This window comes from Massilia sp. X63, from assembly GCF_041023745.1.
GTDB lineage: Bacteria > Pseudomonadota > Gammaproteobacteria > Burkholderiales > Burkholderiaceae_D > Telluria.
On sequence record NZ_JBFTEF010000003.1, the window covers coordinates 388,154 to 409,903 of the forward strand.

The 21,750-nt window shown below is 63.7% G+C and carries 18 protein-coding genes; 6 read left to right on the forward strand and 12 right to left on the reverse strand.

Annotated elements, in window-relative coordinates; translation table 11 throughout:
- Positions 1–7: 7 nt before the first annotated feature.
- Positions 8–1,525 (forward strand): tryptophan halogenase family protein, encoded by a 1,518-nt coding sequence (locus AB3347_RS08790; RefSeq protein ID WP_369091406.1) that lies wholly within the window; start codon positions 8–10, stop codon positions 1,523–1,525.
- Positions 1,526–1,555: 30 nt separating this feature from the next.
- Here AB3347_RS08790 and sugE read toward each other — a convergent pair whose 3' ends face one another.
- Positions 1,556–1,873, reverse strand: a complete 318-nt coding sequence (sugE, locus tag AB3347_RS08795; protein WP_369091407.1) for a quaternary ammonium compound efflux SMR transporter SugE — start codon at positions 1,871–1,873, stop codon at positions 1,556–1,558.
- A 90-nt stretch (positions 1,874–1,963) separates the two neighbouring features.
- Here sugE and AB3347_RS08800 point away from each other — a divergent pair, with 90 nt between their 5' ends.
- Entirely contained in the window at positions 1,964–2,896 is a 933-nt protein-coding gene (locus tag AB3347_RS08800) for a LysR family transcriptional regulator (RefSeq protein ID WP_369091408.1), read from the forward strand.
- Between the two features lie 12 nt (positions 2,897–2,908).
- On the opposite strand, the gene AB3347_RS08805 is transcribed toward AB3347_RS08800, so the two are convergent.
- The 9 genes from AB3347_RS08805 to AB3347_RS08845 form a co-directional block, all read right to left on the reverse strand.
- Entirely contained in the window at positions 2,909–4,219 is a 1,311-nt protein-coding gene (locus AB3347_RS08805) for a sugar MFS transporter (protein WP_369091409.1), read from the reverse strand.
- A 15-nt stretch (positions 4,220–4,234) separates the two neighbouring features.
- Positions 4,235–5,212: a glucokinase gene (locus tag AB3347_RS08810; RefSeq protein ID WP_369091410.1), complete on the reverse strand. Its 978-nt coding sequence runs from the start codon at positions 5,210–5,212 to the stop codon at positions 4,235–4,237.
- A complete protein-coding gene (locus AB3347_RS08815) occupies positions 5,209–7,698 on the reverse strand; it encodes a glycoside hydrolase family 3 N-terminal domain-containing protein (protein WP_369091411.1) in 2,490 nt (829 codons plus the stop codon). Before AB3347_RS08815 ends, AB3347_RS08810 begins: the two co-directional genes overlap by 4 nt.
- Before the next feature lie 37 nt (positions 7,699–7,735).
- The gene (locus AB3347_RS08820; RefSeq protein WP_369091412.1) at positions 7,736–9,103 is read right to left on the reverse strand and encodes a GH1 family beta-glucosidase; all 1,368 of its coding nucleotides are present in this window, start codon (positions 9,101–9,103) and stop codon (positions 7,736–7,738) included.
- Positions 9,104–9,204: 101 nt separating this feature from the next.
- Complete coding sequence (locus AB3347_RS08825) at positions 9,205–10,278, reverse strand: LacI family DNA-binding transcriptional regulator (protein ID WP_369091413.1); 1,074 nt, start codon at positions 10,276–10,278, stop codon at positions 9,205–9,207.
- Between the two features lie 77 nt (positions 10,279–10,355).
- A complete protein-coding gene (locus tag AB3347_RS08830; RefSeq protein ID WP_369091414.1) occupies positions 10,356–11,420 on the reverse strand; it encodes an ABC transporter ATP-binding protein in 1,065 nt (354 codons plus the stop codon).
- A 12-nt stretch (positions 11,421–11,432) separates the two neighbouring features.
- Positions 11,433–12,287, reverse strand: a complete 855-nt coding sequence (locus AB3347_RS08835) for a carbohydrate ABC transporter permease (protein WP_369091509.1) — start codon at positions 12,285–12,287, stop codon at positions 11,433–11,435.
- Between the two features lie 32 nt (positions 12,288–12,319).
- Entirely contained in the window at positions 12,320–13,207 is an 888-nt protein-coding gene (locus AB3347_RS08840) for a carbohydrate ABC transporter permease (RefSeq protein ID WP_369091415.1), read from the reverse strand.
- 1 nt (position 13,208) lies between these two features.
- Positions 13,209–14,492 carry an ABC transporter substrate-binding protein gene (locus tag AB3347_RS08845; RefSeq protein ID WP_369091416.1) on the reverse strand — a complete coding sequence of 428 codons (1,284 nt, stop codon included), beginning with the start codon at positions 14,490–14,492 and terminating at the stop codon, positions 13,209–13,211.
- 294 nt (positions 14,493–14,786) lie between these two features.
- Here AB3347_RS08845 and AB3347_RS08850 point away from each other — a divergent pair, with 294 nt between their 5' ends.
- The 4 genes from AB3347_RS08850 to AB3347_RS08865 all read left to right on the forward strand — a co-directional run bounded on the left by AB3347_RS08850 (position 14,787) and on the right by AB3347_RS08865 (position 19,601).
- The gene (locus AB3347_RS08850) at positions 14,787–15,329 is read left to right on the forward strand and encodes a paar repeat-containing protein (RefSeq protein ID WP_369091417.1); all 543 of its coding nucleotides are present in this window, start codon (positions 14,787–14,789) and stop codon (positions 15,327–15,329) included.
- A gap of 172 nt (positions 15,330–15,501) precedes the next feature.
- Complete coding sequence (locus AB3347_RS08855) at positions 15,502–17,136, forward strand: methyl-accepting chemotaxis protein (RefSeq protein WP_369091418.1); 1,635 nt, start codon at positions 15,502–15,504, stop codon at positions 17,134–17,136.
- Positions 17,137–18,081: 945 nt separating this feature from the next.
- Positions 18,082–18,804, forward strand: a complete 723-nt coding sequence (locus tag AB3347_RS08860) for a hypothetical protein (protein ID WP_369091419.1) — start codon at positions 18,082–18,084, stop codon at positions 18,802–18,804.
- A gap of 104 nt (positions 18,805–18,908) precedes the next feature.
- A complete protein-coding gene (locus AB3347_RS08865) occupies positions 18,909–19,601 on the forward strand; it encodes a hypothetical protein (RefSeq protein WP_369091420.1) in 693 nt (230 codons plus the stop codon).
- An 81-nt stretch (positions 19,602–19,682) separates the two neighbouring features.
- On the opposite strand, the gene AB3347_RS08870 is transcribed toward AB3347_RS08865, so the two are convergent.
- Together AB3347_RS08870 and AB3347_RS08875 are read right to left on the reverse strand one after the other, a co-directional pair.
- Entirely contained in the window at positions 19,683–20,108 is a 426-nt protein-coding gene (locus AB3347_RS08870; protein WP_369091421.1) for a hypothetical protein, read from the reverse strand.
- A gap of 218 nt (positions 20,109–20,326) precedes the next feature.
- Positions 20,327–21,355 (reverse strand): ImmA/IrrE family metallo-endopeptidase, encoded by a 1,029-nt coding sequence (locus tag AB3347_RS08875; RefSeq protein WP_369091422.1) that lies wholly within the window; start codon positions 21,353–21,355, stop codon positions 20,327–20,329.
- Positions 21,356–21,750: the final 395 nt, after the last annotated feature.

Genomic DNA, 21,750 nt, shown 5'->3' on the forward strand with positions numbered 1-21,750 from the left:
AGGCGACATGGATAAGCTAGCAAACGGCATGGGCAAGCCCGTGCGCCGCGTCGTCATCGCCGGCGGCGGCACCGCCGGCTGGATGGCCGCGGCCTGCATCTCGAAGGTGCTGGGCAAGCGCCTCGACATCAAGCTGGTCGAGTCCGACGAGATCGGCACCGTCGGCGTGGGCGAAGCCACCATTCCGACCCTGCTGAACTTCCACAATCTCCTCGAGATCAACGAGCAGGAATTCATGGCCGAGACCAAGGCCACCTTCAAGCTCGGCATCAGTTTCGAAAACTGGCGCAACGTCAACGAGGACTACATCCACTCGTTCGGCCTGACCGGCACCGACCACTGGACCGCCGGCTTCCAGCACTTCTGGCACAAGGGCCGCGAGCGCGGCCTGGCGGGCGACTACGGCGACTATTGCCTGGAGCTGCGCGCCGCGCAGGAGAACAAGTTCGCCCACCTCCCGCAAAATGGTAGGAACTTCGGCATGAACTACGCCTACCACCTGGACGCCAGCGCCTACGCGCGCTACCTGCGCAAGTTCAGCGAGCGCTTCGGGGTGCAGCGCATCGAGGGCAAGATCGTCGACGTCGGCACCAGTGCGCTCAGCGGCCACGTACGCTCGATCACGCTCGATTCGGGCGAGGACATCGAGGGCGACCTGTTCATCGACTGCACCGGCTTTCGCGCCCTGCTGATCGGGCAGGCGCTGGGCGTGCCCTACGAAGACTGGTCGCAGTGGCTGTTCAACGACAGCGCGGCGGCCCTGCAGACGGCGTCCGTGGGCGACGCGGTGCCGCTCACGCGCTCGATCGCGCATCCCTTCGGCTGGCAGTGGCGCATCCCGCTGCAGCACCGGGTCGGCAACGGCATCGTGTTCTCGAGCCGCTACGTGGCCGAAGACGAAGCGATTGCGGCGCTGCAGGGGAACATCGCCGGCGAAGCGCTGATGAAGCCGCGCGTGATCCGGTTCACGCCGGGCCAGCGGCGCCAGGTGTGGAAGCACAATGTGGTCGCGGTCGGCCTGTCGAGCGGCTTCCTGGAGCCGATCGAATCGACCAGCATCCACCTGATCCAGCGCAGCATCATCCGCCTGATGCAGATGTTCCCGACCAGCGGCATCGTCCAGGCCGACGTCGACGAATTCAACCGCCAGGCCGCGACCGAGATCGAGCACATCCGCGATTTCATCATCCTGCACTACAAGGTCAACAACCGGATCGACGCGCCCTACTGGCGGGATGCGCGCAACATGGAGGTGCCGGCCTCGCTCCAGCACCGCATCGACCTGTTCCGCGAGACCGGACGCGTATTCCGCGTGCCGAACGAGCTGTTCGCCGAGAACTCGTGGGTCCAGGTGATGCTGGGGCAGGGCATCCTGCCCTACCGCCACCATCAAACGGCCGACCTGATGGGCGACGAGGAGTTATCGCACTTCCTCGGCGCGATCAAGGGGCAGATCGACCGCACCGTGGCCGGCCTGCCCGCGCACCAGGCCTATGTGGAGCGTTACTGCTCGGCGCCGAAATAGGGCGGTCGTACCTGCCCGGCCAGGGCCGGTTCACTGCGAGACCATCTTCAGGCCGATGATGCCGGCGCCGATCATCGCGATGCACAGCAGCCGTGCCAGCGAGGCGGATTCGCCCAGCAGCGCGATGCCGACGATCGCGGTGCCGATCGCGCCGATGCCGGTCCAGACGGCATAGGCCGTCCCCACCGGCAGGGTTTTCAGTGCGTACGAGAGCAGGCCGAAGCTGACCGCCATGGCCAGCAGCGTGCCGGCCGTGGGCCACAGGCGCGTAAAGCCTTCCGTGTACTTGAGGCCCACCGCCCACACGATTTCGAACAGGCCCGCAACGACGAGTACGGTCCACGCCATGATGTTTTCCTTCCCGGATAAAAAAGACAGGCGCAGCTTATATCAGTCAACGAGATGGAAAAAGTCAGGAGCTGTCAGTAAAATTGACAGATGGCTTTCGATCTCGACAACCTGCGGGTCTTCCTGGCGGCGGTGGACCACGGTTCCTTCTCCGCCGCCGCGCGCGCCCTGGGGCGCGTGCCCTCCGCCGTCAGCATGGCGATCGCCAACCTGGAAGCGGAACTCGACCTGCAGCTGTTCGACCGCAGCGGCCGCGAACCGCGTCCCACCGCGCATGCGGCCGTGCTGGTTCCGCAGGCGCGCCTGTTGGTCGAACAGCTGCAGCGACTGAACAGCCATGCGCTGTCGCTGACGCAGGAACTGGAATCCTCCTTGCGCATCGCCCTGGTGCCCGAACTGCTGGCGGCGGCGCCGTGGAGCGAAGCGCTGCGCCGGCTGGCGCTCGCGTACCCGCTGCTGAAGGTCGAAGTGCTCACCGCACCGCAGGCCGATGCGCTGGCCATGCTGCAGAGCGGGCGCGCCGACCTGGCCCTGGTCTACGAGCGCTACGGGCGCGAAACCTGGGAGGCCTTCGAGGAAGTGGCCGAGGAAAGGCTGGTCGCCGTGGTCGCTCCCAGCCATCCGCTGTGCGAACGCATGGGCAGGGAGCCGATCCGCGACGAAGACTTGCTGGCCGAGCGCCAGGTGCTGGTCGCGGGGCGCGACAACGAGCACGTCGACCAGCGCATCGCCGTCGCGCGCCTGCAGTGGCGCACCGATAACCCGGCCGCGGCGCTGGCGCTGGTCAAGGCCGGCCTGGGCTGGGCCTGGCTGCCCTCCGGCTTCGTGCGCGCCCTGCTGCAGCAGGGCGAGCTGGTCGCGATCCCGACCGCGAACTTCACCAATGTGCTGCGCTTCTTCATCGACGTCATCTGGAACAACGAGCGCCCGCCCGGCCTGGCGGCGCGGCGCTTCATCGCCCTGATGGACGCGCTGCGCGAGGACGAAAAAAATGCCTGCTCGGGCGGCGGGCATGCGTCCTGAGGCAGGGAAGCGTCAGGCCGCCGTCACCGGCTGCTTGTGCAGGTTCGCGTACTTCAGGCCGAAGTACAGGATGAACAGGTAGCACACGGCCGGCACCAGGAAGGACGGCTGCAGGCCGATGGTATCGGCGAACATGCCCTGCACGAAGGGCACAACGGCGCCGCCGACGATGGCCATGCACAAGATGCCCGAACCCTGGCCGGTGAACTTGCCCAGGCCGTGCAGCGCCAGGCTGAAGATGGTCGGGAACATGATCGAATTGCACAGGCCGACCGCCAGGATCGCCCACATCGCCAGCTTGCCTTCGCCGAAGGTCGCCAGCAGCACCAGCAGGATCGAACCGAGGGCATTGAAGGCCAGCGTCCGGCCCGGGCTGACGTAGCGCATCACGGCGAAGCCGATGAAGCGGCCCACCAGCGCGCCGCCCCAGTACAGGCTGACGTACTGCGCCGCGTCGGCGTGGCCCAGGCCCGCGATATGGCCCTCGCCGAGGAAGTTGATCAGGAAGCTGCCGATGCTGACTTCCGCGCCCACGTACAGGAAGATCGCGACCGCGCCCAGCACCAGGTGGCGGTAGGCCAGCGCGCCGCCCTTGCCGTCCACGGCCGGCTGGCCATCGATCCCGTGGCTGATCTTCGGCAGCCGGGCCAGCGCGAACAGCACCGCCAGGATCGCCAGCGCCGCCGCCAGGCCGAGATACGGGCCCTGCACGGCCGCGGCTTCTTGCGCCTTGTGCGCGGCCTGCTCGGCCGCCGGCAGGGCGGCCAGCTGGTCCGCGCTCAGGGCCACGGTCGACAGGATCAGGATGCCGCCCAGTGCCGGCGCCACCGTGGTGCCGAGCGAGTTGAAGGCCTGGGTCAAGGTCAGGCGGCTCGAGGCGGTGCGCGCCGGGCCGAGCACGGTGACGTAGGGATTGGCCGCCACCTGCAGGATCGTGATGCCGCTGGCCAGCACGAAGAAGGCGAACAGGAACAGGCCGTAGCCGCTCTTGGAAGCCGGGTAGAACAGGGCGCAGCCGGCCGCCGCGATCATCAGGCCGGTAACGGCGCCGTTCTGGTAGCCGATCCGGCGGATCAAGGCGCCGGCCGGCAGCGACACGATGAAATAGGCGCCGAAGAAGCAGAACTGCACCAGCATCGCCTGCAGGTAGGTCAGGGTGTAGATCGATTTCAAATGCGGGATCAGCACGTCGTTGAGCGACGTGAGCAGGCCCCACATGAAGAACAGGATGGTGACGATGACGAGCGCGCCGGTGTGCGGGTTGTGCTCCGCTTCGGTGGCTTGCGCCAGTGGCGGTGCAGGATTGGGGGCTGCGTTTTGCATGAGGTCTCCGTATTGTTATTGCTGTGCCGCGATATGGTCTTGCGCGATCCGGTCCGCCAGCATCGCGGACACGCCGCGCAGCGCCGGATACTGCTCGGTGATGAGGTAGGTCGGGATGCGCGCGAGATAGGGACTGAGGCGCCCCTTGTCCTCGAAGCGCGCGCGGAAGCTCGATTCCGCGAACAGCCGGCCGAGGCGCGGCACGATGCCGCCGCCGATGTACATGCCGCCGGTCGCGCCGAGGGTCAGGGCGACGTTGCCGGCCACGCTGCCGAGGATGCCGCAGAAAGTCTCGACCGTCTTCGCGCAATCGGCGCCATTGCCCTCGATGGCGCCCCCGGTGATGGCCGGCGCATCGAGGCGCTTGCCGGTGAACGCCCAGTGGATCAGCTCCAGGCCCATGCCCGACAGCAGGCGCTCGGCCGAGACGTGGCCGTATTCGCCCCACAGCGCTTCCAGGATCGCCACTTCTTCCCTGGTCGATGGCGCGAAGGTGACGTGGCCGCCTTCGCCGGCCAGCGCGATCCAGCGCTTCCCGGCCGGGATCACGCCCGAGACGCCCAGCCCGGTGCCCGGCCCGATCAGGCCGATCGGGCGATTCTGCAGCTCGATGCCGCCGCCGATGCGCTCGCGTCCCTCGGCCGCCAGGTGCGGCAGCGACATCGCCAGCGCGGCGAAGTCGTTCACCACCAGCAGCGTATCGAGTCCCTGTTCCCGGCGCAGCGCCTCGATCGAAAAGCTCCAGTGGTGATTCGTCATGCTGACCCGGTCTTCCTCGACCGGGTTGGCGATCGCGATGGCGGCGTGGCGCACGCTGTCGGCCGCCAGCCCGCGTCCGGCAGCCTTGCCGAGATAGGCCCGCATCGCCTCGCCCAGCGTCGGGTAGTCGGCGCAGGCCAGCACCTCGATATCGTCGAAGCCTTCGCCCGACTGCAGGGCGAAGCGCGCGTTGGTGCCGCCGACGTCGGCCAGCAGCTTCAGTGCCATGCTCATCGGAGATCCTCGCAACGCACGGCGTCCGGCTCGGCGGCGGCGCCGCCGGCGATCTCGATGTTGGTGAAGGCGGCGGCAAAGGCGGCGTCGCTGCTCACGCTGAAGGGCGTGTCCACCCTGGCGAGATCGGTCCCCTTGGCCTGGAAGCAGGCCAGCGGAATCTTGACGGTCTGCTTGCCCTTGCCGGCCAGGCGCTGGAACAGGGTGGTGGTGTCGAGCGTGCCGGCGCCCATGCGCATCGCCACCTTGCCGGTAGGGGCGCTCGAGACGATGGTGTCGAAGCGCAGCGCCGCGTTGGCGGCAGCGGCAGCCGGCAGCACCATCGCACGGGCGCCGCGCGCCTCGAAGCTGGCCGGGCCGGTCCAGGTCACCAGCTTGGCGTCCTGCTGGGTGTTCACCTGGGCGGTCTGCACGGTGACGCCCGGCAGGGTGAAGGCGGCGTTCAGGTCGGCGCCCAGCACCAGCTGCTGCGATCCGCTGCGCAGGGTGAGCGGGAAGCTGGCGCGGTCGGCCTGGCTGAACACCGGGAAGGTATTGCTGATGCCGCAGCCGCCGGCCGGGTAGGCGGCGTCCAGCTTGCCCAGCTTCGTGCGGGTGCCCGCCTTCAAGCCATAGCCATAGGCGAACAGCGGCGCATAGTGCTTGTCGCCGACGTTCAGGTCGGTCTGGCAGGCCGACTTCGGCCAGGAGAAGGGCAGCTTGCCAGTGAAGTCGTAGCGTTTGCCGCTGGATACCAGCAGGTCGGACACGCCCTTGCCTTCGGTGCCAGGCAGCCAGGCGGCCACGAACACGTCCGACAGGTTGAGCAGGTCGTTCACGTACAGCGGGCGGCCCGAGACGAACACGGTGACCACCGGCTTGCCCTTGCCGGCGACGGCCTGCAGCACCGCCAGGTCTTCCGGATAGCGGCCCGAGTGGCGCAGGGTGCCGTTGGGGCCGATGTCGCCGTCGCCTTCCGCATACGGGCGCTCGCCGATCACGGCCACCACCACGTCGAACCGGGTCACGTCGACATCCTTGGCGTCGGCGCTGAAGCTCACCTTGTCCTGGCCGGCCGCATCGCGGATGCCGGCCAGGATCGTGTCGGCATTCGGGAAGTCGGCATTGGTGTTGGCGCTGCCTTGCCAGGTGATCGACCAGCCGCCGGTCTGGTTGGACAGGTCGTCCGCGGTCTTGCCGACCACCAGGATCTTCTTGCCGCGCGCGATCGGCAGCACGGGCTTGTCGTTCTTGAGCAGCACCAGCGATTCGCGCACGGCGCGGCGCGCGAGTTCGCGCGGCTGCATGGCCTCGTCCTTGCCCGCATGGGCGTTTTGCGCCGGGCTCTTGTCGAACAGGCCGGCGCGCAGCTTGACGCGGATGATCCGGCTCACCGCATCGTCGATGCGCGCCATCGGGATCTCGCCGCTTTCCACCTGCCGGATGGTGTTGGCGATGAAGGCTTTCCAGTCGTCCGGCACCATGATCATGTCGTTGCCGGCATTGATCGCCTGCGCGCAGCTGTCGTTGCGGCAGCCCGGGACCTCGCCGATGCCGTTCCAGTCGGTGACGACGAAACCGTCGAAGCCCATCTTCGTCTTGAGCACGTCGGTCAGCATGGCGCGGCTGCCGTGCATCTTGCCGTAGTTGGTTCCGCCGGCGACGTCGTTCCACGAGTTGAACGAGGACATGACCGTCTGCACGCCCGCCCGCAGCGCCGGGTAGTAGCCGGCGCCGTGGATGTTGATCATCTGCGACCTGCTGGACTTGTTGACGCCGCGGTCCTTGCCGGACTCGGTGCCGCCGTCGCCGATGAAATGCTTGGCGGTGGCGATGGTGTTGGCGTCGTCCTTCAGCATGCCCTGCATGCCGCGCACGTAGGCGCCGGCATAGCTGCTCACCACTTCCGGGTTCTCGGAATAGCTTTCGTAGGTGCGTCCCCAGCGGTCGTCCCGGACCACCGCCAGGGTCGGGCCGAACACCCAGGCGATGCCGCTGGCGCGCGTGGCCCTGGCGGTGGCCGCGCCGATTTCCTCCAGCAGCTTCGGATTGCGCGCCGCGCCCAGGCCAATGTTGTGCGGGAACAGGGTGGCGCCGAACACGTTGTTGTGGCCATGGACCGCGTCCGTGCCCCACACCACCGGCACCTTGACCGCCATGTCGGTGGCCATCGAGGCCTCGTGGTAGCGCTGCGCCAGCGCCAGCCATTCAGCGGCCTTGGCATGCTTGTTCCCGTTCGGCCAGCTGCCGCCGCCATTGAGCACCGAGCCGAGATAGTAGCGCCGCACGTCTTCCGGCGTGGCGCTCTTGATCTCGGGCTGGGTCATCTGGCCGATCTTCTGCGCCAGCGTCATCTTGCCGACGATCTCGCGCACGCGCTGTTCGAGCGCGGCGTCGCCGGCGATGGCGCTGCGCACGGTCGGCCAGTCGGTCATCGGCGTCGCGGTGGCCGGAAGCGCAAGCGCGACGGCAAGCGCCAGCACCGGGTTGCGAAGCATGGGTTTCATGGGTTGTCTCGCTGTTCTTATCGTTGACGTGATGGATTCATTCGCCGCGCAGGAAGGAGCGGTACCACTTGCCGCTGCCCTTCAGGCGGCGCTGCTGGCTTGCATAATCGATGTGGGTCAGCCCGAAGCGCTTGCGGTAGCCTTCGGCCCATTCGAAGTTGTCGAGCAGGCTCCAGGCGAAATATCCCTTGACCGGCACGCCGTCCCGGATGGCCGACTTGAGCGTGGCCAGGTGGCGCATCAGGTAGTGGCGGCGCCCAACGTCGTCGATCTCGCCGTCGGCGCCCACCTCGTCCGCGTAGCACGAGCCGTTCTCGGTGATGTACATCGGTCCCGGGTGGTAGTCGTTCTCGATGCGGGTCAGGAGTTCGGCCAGGCCCTGCGGTGCGACTTCCCAGCCCATGCAGGTGGTCTCGACGCCCGGCGCGGGCGGCAGCACGCGGGCCGACAGCGGCGCATGGCCCGGGTCGTGCTGGATGGTCTCGGGAAAGTAGTAGTTCACGCCCAGGAAATCGGTCGGCACGGCGATGGCCTCCATGTCGCCCGGCAGGACCACCGGCGCCGCGTCGCCGATGGCTTCCAGCGTGGCTTGCGGGTAGCCGCGCCCGTACAGCGGATCGAGGAACCAGCGGTAGCGCAGGCCGTCGTGGCGGGCAGCGGCCGCGATGTCTTCAGGCCGCTCGCTGGCCGCGCGCACCGGGTGCAGGCTCAGCGCGATGCCGACCTTGGCGTCGGCGACGTTGGCGCGGATCAGCGGCACCGCCTGGCCGTGCGAGAGCAGCACATGGTGCGCCACCTGCAGGGCGGTCTTGAAGTCGGTATTGCCGGGCGCGTGCCAGCCTTCGAAATTGCCGATGATGGCAGTGCACCAGGGCTCGTTGTGCGTGATCCAGTGCTGCACGCGGTCGCCCAGGCGGCGCGTCATCGCATCGACGAAGGCCAGGTAGGCGTCGACCGTGGCGCGCTCGTTCCAGCCGCCGCGGTCCTGCAGGTACTGCGGCAGGTCCCAGTGGTAGAGCGTGGCCCAGGGCTGCATGCCGCGCTCCAGCATGCCGTCCACCAGACGCGAGTAGAAATCCAGGCCCTTTTCGTTCGGCTTGCTGCCCACTGAGGAGAAGATGCGCGGCCAGGCGATCGAGAAGCGGTAGGCATTCAATCCCATGTCGCGGCCGATGTCGAAGTCTTCCGGCCAGCGGTGGTAATGGTCGCACGCGACCGCACCGTTGGAGCCATCCTTGATCTTGCCCGGCGTGGCGGCGAAGCGGTCCCAGATCGACTCGACCCGGCCGTCCTCCTGGCCGGCGCCTTCGATCTGGTACGACGAGGTGGCGCAGCCCCACAAGAAGTCGGGGGCAAAATCGCCGCGCGATGGTGCGGTCGGCTCGTGAGGAGTGGCTGTTGTCATGGTCTGGTCTGGTGTCATGCGCGTTTGGTCGCTGTATCTAGGATATTTGGAAAGCTTTCCAATTGCAATCTAAAAAAAAGGCCGGCGCGCGGCCCTTCCTCTCATTTCTTTTTACTGCGTGTCGTTTTGGCGCCCTTGCCGGCCGGGTTGTCGCCGGCCGGGCTGTCGCCCGGCCCCTGGGCCAGCGAGGCGCGCAGGGTGACGCTCACCGGGAAGGTGCGCGTGACGGGGCGGTGCAGGTCGTAGCAGCGGTTGAGCAGGGCGTTCAGGCCATTGAGCGTCATCTCGCGCCATGGCATGTGCACGGAGGTCAGGCGCGGCGCCGAGAACGCTGCGCTCGGGGTATCGTCGTATCCGATCACCGACAGGTCGCGCGGCACGCTGATGCCGGCTTCCTGGAAGTAGGCCAGCGCACCCACCGCCATCTCGTCGTTGGCGCAGAACAGGGCGCTGCACTTGGTGCCGGAATCGACCAGGGCCTTGGCCGCCGACCAGCCGCCCTGGGGCGAGAAGTCGCTTTCGTGGAGCCAGACCTTGCTGGTGTCGATGCCCTCGGCTTCCAGCTCGCGCATGAAACCGTCGACGCGCGCCACGCTGTCGGCCAGCGCCGTGGGTCCGGAGATGACGGCAATGTCGCGATGCTTGTAGTCGAGCAGGGTGCGTGCGGCCAGCCGCCCGCCCAGCACGTGGTCGACCGTGAAGCACTGGTCCGGGATCTGGCTGAATTCGTGGTTCAGCGCCACCAGCTGCTTCTGCTTGGCGCCGAGCGAGGCGAGGTCGTCGTCGGTGAGGGCGCTGGTCATCATGACGATGCCGTCGCAGCCGCGCTCGATGAGGAATTCGATGCCCTCGATGGCCTGGCGGCGCGCATCGCCCAGGCCGACGCCGAAGGCCACCACCATGTGCAGGCCGGCGGCGCGCAGCTCGGTGTCGATGATCTGCAGGATCGGGGTGTAGAAGGTGCCGCTCAGGACCGGGATGTAGACGCCGACCATCCGGCTGGTGCCGGACAGCAGGGCGCGCGCCGCGTGCGAGGGGCGAAAACCCAGCTCGTCGATCGCCTTGCGCACGCGTTCCAGCGTGGCCGGCGACACCGAGCCCTTGCCGCTGACCACGCGCGAGGCGGTGCCGAGTCCGACGCCGGCGAGACGCGCTACGTCCTTGATGGTTGCCACAAACGATCCTTGTTCTTCAAAAAATTATTCGAGAAACACTGAAGCATACTGCATTCATTCGACACTGGCACTTGTCTTCATAGCCGCCTGCCGGACGCCGGGTCGAACATCGACACCCGCGCGGTGTCGATGTCGAAGCGTACCGCCTGCCCGCTCGCCAGCGGCCGCGGGTCGTGCACGATGCTCGCGAGCTGGTGGCCGCCGCAGTCCAGCCAGACCACCTGGTGGTTCCCCATCGGCTCGACCAGCGTGACCGAGGCCTGCAGCGGGCCGGCGTCGGCCAGGTGGATGTCTTCCGGCCGCACCGCCAGCGTCACCGCGCCCGATGGTGCGACGCAGTCCGGCGCCAGGTTCAGGGACAGCGCGCCGGCGCTGAAGCGCCTTTGCACGTCCAGCTCGCCGTCGAGCCGGCCGTCGACGAAATTCATCGAGGGCGAGCCGAGGAAGCCGGCCACGAAGCGGTTGGCCGGGCGTTCGTACACCTCGGTCGGGGTGCCGATCTGCTGGATGCGCCCGCCCTGCATCACCACGATGCGGGTGGCCAGCGTCATCGCCTCGGCCTGGTCGTGGGTCACGTAGATCATGGTCGAGCCGAGCGCCTGGTGCAGCAGCTTGAGTTCGCGCCGCAGTTCGGCGCGCAGCTTGGCGTCGAGGTTGGACAGGGGCTCGTCGAACAGGTAGACGCCCGCTTCGCGCACCAGCGCGCGGCCGATCGCCACCCGCTGGCGCTGGCCGCCCGAGAGCTGGGCCGGCTTGCGGTCCAGCAGCGACTCCAGCTGCAGCATCGCGGCCGCCTTCTGCACGCGCCGCTCGATCTCGGCCTTGGGCGCGCCCGCGATGCGCAGGCCGAAGGACATGTTCTTCTCGACCGTCATGGTCGGGTACAGCGCATACGACTGGAACACCATGCCGATCCCGCGCTCGCTCGGGTCGGCGTGGCTCATGTCGCGCCCGCCGATCTCGATCGCGCCGTCGGCCAGGTCGATCAGGCCGGCAATGCTGTGCAGCAGGGTCGACTTGCCGCAGCCCGAGGGGCCGAGCAGCACCAGGAACTCACCCGGCTCGACCTGCAGGTCGAGGTCGCGGATGACCTGGTTGCTGCCGCGGGTAATGCATAGCTTGCGCAGGTGAACATTCGACATGAGGCAGTCCCTTTAACCTTTCACCGCGCCGGCGGCGATGCCGCGCACGAACCAGCGTCCCGAAATGAAGTAGATCGCCAGCGGCAGCGCCGCCGTCAGGATGGTCGCGGCCATGTTGACGTTGTACAGGCGGGTGCCGGTGGTGGTGTTGATCACGTTATTCAGCTGCACCGTCATCGGCGCATTGTCGCGGCCCGCGAACACCAGGCCGAGGATGTAGTCGTTCCACACGCCGGTGACCTGCATGATGGCGGCCACCACCATGATCGGCAGCGACATCGGCAGCATCACCTGCAGGAAGATGCGCCAGAAGCCGCCGCCGTCGATGCGCGCGGCCTGGAACAGCTCGTGCGGCACCGCTGCATAGTAATTCCGGAACAGCAGGGTCATGAGCGGCATGCCGAAGATGACGTGCACCAGCACGATGGCCGGCAGCGAGCCGAACACGCCGGCGTGCGCCATCATCCACACCAGCGGGTAGATCATCACCTGCACCGGGATGAAGGCGCCGGCCAGCAGCACACCGAACAGCACATTGGCGCCGCGCGGACGCCAGAACGACAGCGCGTAGCCGTTGACCGCGCCCAGCAGGATCGGAACGATCGTGCTCGGCACCGTGATCGCCACCGAATTCCAGAAGCCGCCGCTGACCTGGCTCCAGGCATGACGCCAGGGCTCGACGGTGGCGAACAGGGGCAGGGCGAACACGTTGCCATTGCGGATCTCGTCCATCGGCTTGAAGGACGTGACGATCATGACATACAGCGGCAACAGGAAGTACAGCGCGGCGCTGAACAGGAACGCATACACGCCAATGCGCGCGGGCGTGAATCGCTTGCGGCGTGCCGCCGGTGCGGCAAGGCGCATCACGGGAGCGACTGCCTGCAGGGTGGCCTGGCTCATGCGCGTTTCCTCCGGCTGCGTGCGTAGGCATAGGGCGCCAGCAGCGCCAGCACCGGGATCAGGAGGGTGACGGCGCCGGCCGAGGCCAGCCCGATGTTCGAACGCAGGAACAGGTGGTCCATGATGAACTTGGCCGGCACCTCGCTGGCCGTGCCCGGCCCGCCGCCGGTCATCGCCACCACCGCGTCGTACAGTTTCACGACGGCGGTGCACAGCAGCAGGAACACGGTGGCGACGGTCGGCCCCAGCATCGGCAGCACGATCTGCCCATACACGCGCCAGGCCGGGATGCCGTCCAGGCGCGCGGCCTTGTAGATCTCGGGATCGACGCCGCGCAGGCCGGCCAGCATCAGCGCCATCACCAGGCCCGAGGCCTGCCAGACGGCGGCGATGACGATGGTGTAGATGACCATCTCCTGGTCGACGATCCAGTCGAAGCGAAAGTCCGGGAAGCCGAGCCGGCGCACCGCGCCTTCGATGCCGGCGCCGGGCGCCAGCATCCACTGCCACACCAGGCCGGTGGCAACGAAGGACATCGCGTAGGGATACAGGAAGACCGTGCGCAGGAAGCTTTCGCCGCTCACGTTCTGGTCGATGAAGGCGGCCAGCAGGAAGCCCAGCACCATGCAGGCCACGATGAACAGCGCGCCGTACACGGCCAGGTTGTGCAGCGAGATCAGCCAGCGCTCGTTGTCGAACAGGCGCAGGTACTGGGCGGCGCCGATGAAGCGGTCCGACGGGAAGGTGCGCGAGGCCGTGAACGAGGTGCGGACGGTCCACAGCGCCGCGCCGATGTAGGCGACCAGCACCGTCAGCGCCATCGGCAGCAGGGCGAGGTGGGGAACGAGGCGGGGACTGATCCTTTGGGCGCGCAGGGTCGGCATGTCAGTATTTGAGGGCGTTGGCGATGCTTCGCTGGGCGCGTTCGACCGGCATGCCGGTGTTCCAGTAGGCGGTCAGCACGTCCTGCATGGCGCCGTTCTGGTCCGGCGTCAGGTAGACCTCGGTGACGCCGGCCTGGCGCGCACGGTCCTTCATGATCTCGACGCCCTTCTGGGCGCACAGGTCGAGTTCGGCCGCGTCGGCATCGAGGCGCACCGGGATCGAGCCTTTCAGCTTGCTGAAGCCCACCTGCAGCGCGGGCTGCGACACCACATTGGCGAGCAGCTGCTGGGCGCGCACCGCGCTGCTGTCCTCGGTGCGCGGGAACACGAACACGTCGCCCTGGATCAGGTAGGGCGTCGAGGCAGTAAAGCCGGCCATGCAGCCGTAGTGCCGGCCCGCGACCTGGCGCGCGTTGGTGAACTCGCCCTTGGCCCAGTCGCCCATCACCTGGAAGCCGGCCTTGCCGGCGATGACCAGCGCGGTGGCGTCGTTCCAGTTGCGGCCCGGCGCGCCGGCGTCCACATAGGATTTCAGGCGCTTGAAGGCCAGCAGCACCTTGCGAAATTCCGGCGAGAGCAGGGTCGCCTGGTCGCGGTCGCGCATGGCCTTGAGGTAGAGCTCCTTGCCGCCCATGTTGGCCAGGATGGCCGAGAACAGCACGGTCTCCTGCCACGACTGGCCGCCGTGGGCGAGGGGGATGATGCCGGCCGCCTTGAGCTTGTCGAGCGCGGCGAAGAATTCGGCCATGCTGGCCGGTTCCCTGGTGATGCCGGCCTTCCGGAAGGCGGCCTTCGAATACCAGAACCAGGTCTGCATGTGGATGTTCAGCGGCACCGCGTAGTAGTGGCCCTGCACCTTGATCACGTCGATGATCGGGGCGGGCAGCATCTGGTCCCAGTTCTGGGCGCGCGCCAGCTCGTCGACGTTGTTGAGCATCCCCGCTTCGATCACGTCGAGGAACTGCTTGGAGGTGTTGAACTGGGCCGCGGTCGGCGGGTCGCCGCCGATGATGCGGTTGATGGTCACGGCGCGCGACTGGTCGCCGCCGGCGATCGCGGTATCGATCCACACGCCGCCGGCGTCGCGATAGGCCTGCGCGACCTGTTTCACGGCGGCGGATTCGCCGCCGGAGGTCCACCAGTGGATGACTTCCGCCCTGGGGGCGGAGGTCGAAGTGGCAGATGCCGTCGTGGCATGCGGCGACGCAGCCTGCGCCGGCGCCACGGCTGACATGGCGCCAGCGAGCCATGCGCAAGCCACCACCAGGGTGCGTACTGTGAACATCGTGTCTCCGATTGCGCCGTATTTTCGTCACGTTGGAAACGTTACCATCGGCTTTTCCCGACTATAGCATCGGGTGAAATCATGGTCAAACGAATATTGCAATGCTGGATTGTGGCACAGCTTACGCCCTGCAAAGCAAGCATTTCCTGAAAGGCCATTTTGCCCTGCCGTAAGTGATGGTGGCGGCGTGCGTGAGCTTGCGCAAGCCTCGCGACCGGGTATGTGCGGGCGCAAGGGTTCACCCATCGGGCTTTCTAAGATGAAGGTGAGAGGGGCGTGTCAGCAGGAGGATCCATGTCGAACAAACTTCAGGCCAACCCGATGCGCGCGCGACGGGAGCGTCTTGCACAGAACGCGCGCGACCTGCAGCACCCGAATGTCGCGGCCTTCCTGAAAGCGATCGCCACGGCGGAAGGCGGCGGCTACGATTTCCGTTACGGCGCCCTCAAAGGCCGGGCCAACGACCGCTGGCGCTTCACCGACACCTCGACCCACCCCGGGCCGGGCATCGATGGCAAGACCACCGCCGCCGGCATGTACCAGATCACGCGGCCGACCTGGCGCCACCACGCCGGCAAGCTGGGCCTGGCCGATTTCTCACCCCGCACCCAGGATCTGATCGCGGTCGACATCCTGCGCAGCCTTGGTGTCATTGAGGGAATCAAGGCCGGCGAAATCGCCGCGGTCATGCCCAAAGCCTCCCGCACCTGGGCCTCCCTGCCGAAGGGACCGGGCCAGGCAAACCACTATCCTCCGCAACCTTACATCGAGTTCGACAGCTTCTTGACGACCTACTTGGCGGCGGGCGGACGGCTGGGACAAGGCAGTCCGACATAAGACGAGGCGGGTTTGTTGGTTTTTGGCAACCTAACATTCTAAAAAGAACAATCATTTCCTACAGCTTGCAAAACCTTGGTCGACCTTCGTCGACCGTAAAGTTATATTAGTTTCGTAAGACGAATCCTACACGGCGGGGTAGGAATAAAAATATATCGGAGATGCTGAACCCATGAATTACTTTTTCCATCACATGCGCATCGGCACTCGACTGGCGCTGGCTTTCGCACTGATCCTGGTGCTGGCAACCGTCGCGACCGGTTCCGCGCTGCTGGCGGCCCAGGCCAGCGCCCGCGCCACCGAACAGATGATGGCCGAGCCCTTGGCGAAGGAGCGCCTGGTCTCGAGCTGGTACGTGATGACTTATTCCGCGATCGCCCGGACTTCGCTGATCGCGCGCAGCAGCGACCATTCCCTGAGCGAGGTATTCGCCAAGACGATTGCCGACAGCGTTACCCGTTCCACCGAGCTGATCAAGAAAATCGAGCCGCTGCTTGCTTCGCCGGAAGAAAAGGCCAAGCTGGACAGCATCAAGGCGCTGCGTGCCAAGTACCAGGCGGCCAAGGTTGCGGTGATGGACGCCAAGAAAGCCGGCGATGCCGCCACTGCCGAGCGCCTCTACACCAACGAGTTCGAGCCGGCGGCCGAGGTCTATTCCAACGAAGTGCAGGGCTTGCTGACCATGCAGCGTGCCGCGATCGATGCCGGAAACAAGGCGATCCAGGCTGCTTTCGAAGAGCGCGCACGCCTGGTACTGCTGCTCAACGGCCTGATGCTGGTGCTGGGCGCTTTGGCTGCGCTGGCGATCACGCGCAGCATCGCTCGTCCCCTGAAGCAAGCCGTACAGGTTGCCCAATCGGTGGCCGGCGGCGACCTGACTGGCAGCTTCGACCGGCACCGCGGCGACGAGGTGGGCGACCTGATGCGCGCCATGCAGACGATGAACGACGGCCTGGCTACGGTGGTGTCCGAAGTCCAGCAGGGCACCCGCGCGATCGCCGGTGCCTCTACCGAGATCGCCAGCGGCAACTTCGACCTGTCGGCCCGTACCGAACAGCAGGCCAGCGCACTCGAGGAAACGGCCGCCTCGGTGGAAGAACTGACCTCGACCGTGCGCCAGAACGCCGACAGCGCCGTTCACGCCAACCAGCTGGTGCAGGATGCCGCGCAGGTCGCGGCGCGGGGCGGCCAGATCGTCGGGCAGGTAGTGGACACGATGGGCGCCATCGAGGTTGCTTCGCGCAAGATCGTCGACATCATTGGCGTCATTGATGGCATTGCCTTTCAGACCAATATCCTGGCGCTGAACGCGGCAGTGGAAGCGGCCCGGGCCGGCGAGCAGGGTCGTGGCTTCGCGGTCGTTGCCACCGAAGTGCGCAATCTGGCGCAGCGCTCGGCGACCGCCGCCAGGGAAATCAAGGCGCTGATCGGCGACTCGGTTTCCGAGGTCAACAACGGCACCAACCTGGTGCAGCAGGCTGGCGCAACCATCGGCGAGGTCGTCGCCAGCGTCGAGCGTGTGACCGCCATCATGGCCGAGATCGCGGCCGCCAGCCGCGAGCAGAGCATCGGCATCGATCAGGTAAATGCGGCGATCCTGCAGATGGACGAGTCAACCCAGCAGAACGCGGCGCTGGTCGAGGAAGCGGCCGCCGCCGCCGGAAGCATGCAGGAACAATCCGCGCGGCTGGAACAGCTGGTCTCGCACTTCCGCCTGACCGGTTCGTCTGCGGCGCAAGGGCGCGGGCTCCATCCGGCCAGGGGCGACAAGCCGGCGGTACAGCTGCGCCACGCGCTGCCTGTCTGAAACAAGGACTGGAAAGCAAAACGCCCAGCTGGAAGGCTGGGCGTTTTTGCATGGAATACTGGTGCCGACTGCAGGACTCGAACCCGCCACCTGATGATTACAAATTAGCTAAGAAAACAGTATGTCTTTGATTATTAAGGGAATTATACCGTAATCTAGCTAAAGTAAAAGTACTTTAGTATCAGTAACTTAGCGTAATTTCGCGAAGTCAGCAGGAACTGCCTGATGTACTGAATTCGTACCTGCTAGGGACATACGGAACACCACGCACGCGCTAGCGCGGGGCACCCGGCCCGCTAGTTTGAGGTCGGCATTGAGCCAGCGCGATCAGCTAGCATCCTATTGCCTGATTGGCGGCAGTAGATGTTAACGCCAAATTAACCCAGGTCGCTGGAAATAGTTTCCCCATCCTTGTACACGGCAAACGACCTACAAGTCGACGCGAACGTGTTACTTCCCAGCACCGAGATTGTATGCCAATGAAAAGATTCGCGCGCCGACGCCGTCTGTGGTGGCCAAGCTAGGACTAGAGAAAGAGAAATCAGAACGCACGAAGCAAGGGCTCGCTTGTCGTAGGATTCTGTCTTCCGGTCAGGCTATACCAGCGACGCCGATGAAAATAAATTGGTACGAGGAGCAGTTCCGGAGAGGGCTGTGCCCCCTTAAGAATCCCAGGAGCACGGTGAGCACATGGAGCACATGGAGCACTACGAGTACGGGAGCACACAAAAAATCGGTAAATTATTGAAAATAAAGGATTTTTTTCGAAACTCTGCGCCAACTGGCGTAATTCAAGAACTTAAACGGCTCCAAATCATGTTGTTTCATGCTGTTGAACAGCGCGTTCAGTTGGCTGAACCCCGCCAGACAACCGCGCCCAATGATCCGTTGCCGAAATGTCTTAAGTAACAGAAGATGTTGTCATTAACTCTTGGAAAGCAAAAAATGGCAAACGGTAATCAGGCAGCGGCGAAACGATTGAAAATGGCAGAGCGGGCGCAGAACCAGCTAGATATTCACTTCCCCAACATCCATCAACTGTGGGTGTGGAATCGGAAGCGGAACGATGGCTGGATCACGATACCGCGCACCTTGCCGATAGCCATGCAGGCCATCGACGCCCAATCGAAGGGTGCACCGGCCGGGCATACCCTGTTTTGCCTTTGGGCTCGATGCCCGGATCATGTATTCATGACTATCGAGCACCCGGCTACCTTTGCTGCCGAGGCCGGTTTCACAGGCGTCCGGGCAGTTGACACCTGGCGCAAGCGAATGAAAATCCTGCGCGACCTCGGCTTCCTGCTGTCGAAGCCGGGCCCATCAGGTGAATTCCACTACATCTTGCTTATGAATCCTATCGCATCAATTGAACGATTGCACGATATGAAACTGATCCAAGATGGCCTGTACTCGCGCTTCATTGACCGTATCGCAGAAAACGGCTCTCACGGTGACCTGAAGGCATTCCGTGAAGCATGGGAAGCTGACCGTCTCGCCAAGGCCGCAGCAGCGGCGATGGCTGCCGCAGCAGGGGCGGGAGCGGCACCAGTGCCGCCCCCGCCCCCGCCCGCACCGACGCAACCAGCATCGCCACCACCGTCTACTATTGCGTCGGAGCCAGCGCCGCCGGCACTAGTTCCAACTGGCATAGCTGCAAAGGCGGACTGAAAAATAACGCCGTAAACGGGAATGGCCCACCGAAGTGGGCCATTCTAACTCTCTTGTCCCCAGGGGAAGGCCGAGGCCAACAAGTCCTAGAAATCACAACGTCATTGTACACCAGTCCCGAAACCGATGCATCAAATTTGATCAATATGGCCCTGTCACCTGCTCAAACCGCCACTATTGCCAGCACTATCTCGCCGGTGCGCCTTGGCACATACCTCGCCGCAACCGGTTTTTCGCCAGGGGCGACGGCCTTGGATATTTACATTTGGAACGCGCTGGTGTCTGGCGCGTTCTTCTCGTCGCTTCACATCTGTGAAGTGGTCATGCGCAATGGCATCGCCCATGCACTTGAACTCAAGTATGGAACTGACTGGCCTTGGAACGCCGGTTTTGAGCGTACTCTGACGGCAGCGCGCAAAGCCGATCTGCAGCAGGCTCGCCAGGGCATCTCTGTTGGATCAACCGGCAAAGTCATCGCCGAGCTGAAATTTGTTTTCTGGTGCAAAATGTTCACCGTTCGCCACGACGCTCATGTCTGGAATGCCCATTTGCGGTCAGCATTTACCTTCTTGCCTTTCCCACTCACAGTGGCAGCTGCCAGAACTATGCTGTACGACGAGATGGAAGCGCTGCGGGGATTCCGCAACAGGATCGCACACCACGAACCCATCTTTGCCTATCCGTTGGATGAACATCATGCCCGGATAGCCAGGCTAATCAAAACCCGCTGCGGCGACACGGCAGAGTGGTTGACGCAATGGGAAGTGGTTACAGCAGCACTCGCGGCTAAGCCATGAAAGAGAAGCTGAGCAACTACCGATCTTGTACTAGAGCAGAATTTATACGCGCGGTACTTTACGTGGCGGCGCCTGTTTGGCTTATGTAAGGTTCAGGACAAGATCGGTTGCAACCATAGAAGGATTACATAGGGTTTTTATCTCACTAATGTACGATGCAAGTCCCGTGTTCAAATTCTCAAGTGATGCATCGCACCTACTACCGACGATCATAGAGATCGCTTTGTCAATCCCGCGATGTTCTTGAATATTTGCCAACAACCATTCACGCCCCTTCTGTTCCAAACAAAGTTTCAATACCTGTTCTACGAGTGCCACTTTCCCAGCGAGGCGTGCAGCTAGTGGATGTTTTGCCACTGCACGTAATGCACGCTTGTCGCCCGTGATGAAGAGGCTGGTTGGATTGTTCAGACAAACAGCGATCAGAATCGCCTCACCGGGATCTACTTGTGCTATGCCATTGAGGCTCCCAAGAACAGTGACGTCTGGTACTGGCATAGCACTCATGTGTGTCATGCACTCCACAACTGTAACCGCAGCAGTGGATGAGTGAAACAGTTTCCCGTCTGGGCTCTCGATTGCCCGCTGGGCACGATAGCGTAGAGACGAAACTGTTGCAATTTCGGTCCATTTGCACCTTAGTAAATCTGGCAGATGAGGCAGGATAGACCAGTGTGCCAATTTGCAAATAGCATCAACATCAATCAAGTACATAGGCAGAGACGTTACGTTGATGTCGATTCGTGCATGCCAGTTACTTGGAGGACTAAGTCCTTGAGATCATCGGCAATTAGGTCAAGGTCTAGATGCTCTGCGATTGCTGATAGCATGAGAGCTTCAGCATTTGTATCTTCACTGAGGAAGTTCATCGCAGTAGTACATTCTGACCATCGTTTGGATTGGAAGGCATATCGAAGAATCAGATGTCCCGTTTCAACATGTATTTCACGATGAGCTTCTCGCGCTCTGACCGCAATCTCAACAGGTGAAATCCATGAAGGCCAACCGGCTACAACGTTGTCAGCTGCCTCTCCACCTAATAAATCAAGTGCGTAACGATCAGCTTCACGTTCTTGTTTATCAGTAGATGATTCTGCTTCAAATGTCGTTTGCTCTTGAAGGGATACATCGATAATCGAACCACTTTTAAGCAAATGACCACAGCCAATGTGCCCAAGCTCATGGGCAAGGATGAACGCGAGCCATGCACGGGAGGACCGCTTTTTGGAGATGATAATGACTGGTCGCTGTTCGGTGCTAATAACGGCGCCATCCATTTTCCGAACACCAACTGGAAGATTAGGCATGGGCACTACGGGTATACCACTTCCCCAACAAATCCGGATCAACCCTTCCAAACTAACGATATCGTTATTCGCTTCCCGAATTCGACGTGCAAGCTGTCTTGCGCTGCCAGGCATTTCAGCCGGACGATCGCCCATAGCCGCGTTGACCGCCTCCGCCAACGAAATAGCAATGGATGTTGCCCCTTGCAAAGACTGCGGCGTTGCCGCTGCGCTGTGCTTATATGCTAGTCCGAGAGCACTGCTTTTGAGAACGACGTTTCCCTTTAGCAAGCTCTCAAAGTCTAGGCTGAGTCTACGGCTGATCAAGCCGCATAATTCGGCGTAGCCGTCCGGACTCGCCTCGGCTTCAGGGGACCACCATTGCGGCAGCAACTTCCTTACCTGCGCACGCGTAAGGCCAAATGCTTTGAGATTGGTGTAAAGAGTTTTTGTGTGAGAGATGGTCATATTAGTTCCTATTTTGACCACCTTCGCTAGGCCGGGCGGCAATTTCTATTGCTGGCTTAAGGGCAACAACCAGTGAGGCGATTAGCTCTGCGCTCTGCCGGCGACCATCCCACAAAGACCTAATTGCGCTATTGATGAGGCGGCAGCCTTCTTCATCCAGTTGAGGATTAGGAACCAGTATATCATTATGCCGATTATGCTGGTTATGCCGAATACCGAGGTACGCTATCACCTTCTTGGCTGTAGTAGTCACGGTTTTTCGTTCGCCAGACAGGAAGCGTGTTAGCGCTGATTGCTGTACTCCTGCTTGTTTTGACAACGAAAGTACCGATGTGTTCGTGCGCGCGCAATGGTCCTGAATTTCTTGGACAATTGTCGCGGCTTCCGGTGACGGC

Bases quoted from the DNA above. Each gene is read 5' to 3' on its own strand.
- AB3347_RS08840 (WP_369091415.1), bottom strand. From the start codon at position 13,207: ATGCCGACCCTGCGCGCCCAAAGGATCAGTCCCCGCCTCGTTCCCCAC.
- AB3347_RS08835 (WP_369091509.1), bottom strand. From the start codon at position 12,287: ATGCGCCTTGCCGCACCGGCGGCACGCCGCAAGCGATTCACGCCCGCG.
- AB3347_RS08860 (WP_369091419.1), top strand. From the start codon at position 18,082: ATGGCAAACGGTAATCAGGCAGCGGCGAAACGATTGAAAATGGCAGAG.
- AB3347_RS08815 (WP_369091411.1), bottom strand. From the start codon at position 7,698: ATGAAACCCATGCTTCGCAACCCGGTGCTGGCGCTTGCCGTCGCGCTT.
- AB3347_RS08875 (WP_369091422.1), bottom strand. From the start codon at position 21,355: ATGACCATCTCTCACACAAAAACTCTTTACACCAATCTCAAAGCATTT.
- AB3347_RS08805 (WP_369091409.1), bottom strand. From the start codon at position 4,219: ATGCAAAACGCAGCCCCCAATCCTGCACCGCCACTGGCGCAAGCCACC.
- AB3347_RS08800 (WP_369091408.1), top strand. From the start codon at position 1,964: ATGGCTTTCGATCTCGACAACCTGCGGGTCTTCCTGGCGGCGGTGGAC.
- AB3347_RS08845 (WP_369091416.1), bottom strand. From the start codon at position 14,492: ATGTTCACAGTACGCACCCTGGTGGTGGCTTGCGCATGGCTCGCTGGC.
- AB3347_RS08820 (WP_369091412.1), bottom strand. From the start codon at position 9,103: ATGACAACAGCCACTCCTCACGAGCCGACCGCACCATCGCGCGGCGAT.
- AB3347_RS08810 (WP_369091410.1), bottom strand. From the start codon at position 5,212: ATGAGCATGGCACTGAAGCTGCTGGCCGACGTCGGCGGCACCAACGCG.
- AB3347_RS08790 (WP_369091406.1), top strand. From the start codon at position 8: ATGGATAAGCTAGCAAACGGCATGGGCAAGCCCGTGCGCCGCGTCGTC.
- AB3347_RS08830 (WP_369091414.1), bottom strand. From the start codon at position 11,420: ATGTCGAATGTTCACCTGCGCAAGCTATGCATTACCCGCGGCAGCAAC.
- AB3347_RS08870 (WP_369091421.1), bottom strand. From the start codon at position 20,108: ATGAGTGCTATGCCAGTACCAGACGTCACTGTTCTTGGGAGCCTCAAT.
- sugE (WP_369091407.1), bottom strand. From the start codon at position 1,873: ATGGCGTGGACCGTACTCGTCGTTGCGGGCCTGTTCGAAATCGTGTGG.
- AB3347_RS08850 (WP_369091417.1), top strand. From the start codon at position 14,787: ATGTCGAACAAACTTCAGGCCAACCCGATGCGCGCGCGACGGGAGCGT.
- AB3347_RS08855 (WP_369091418.1), top strand. From the start codon at position 15,502: ATGAATTACTTTTTCCATCACATGCGCATCGGCACTCGACTGGCGCTG.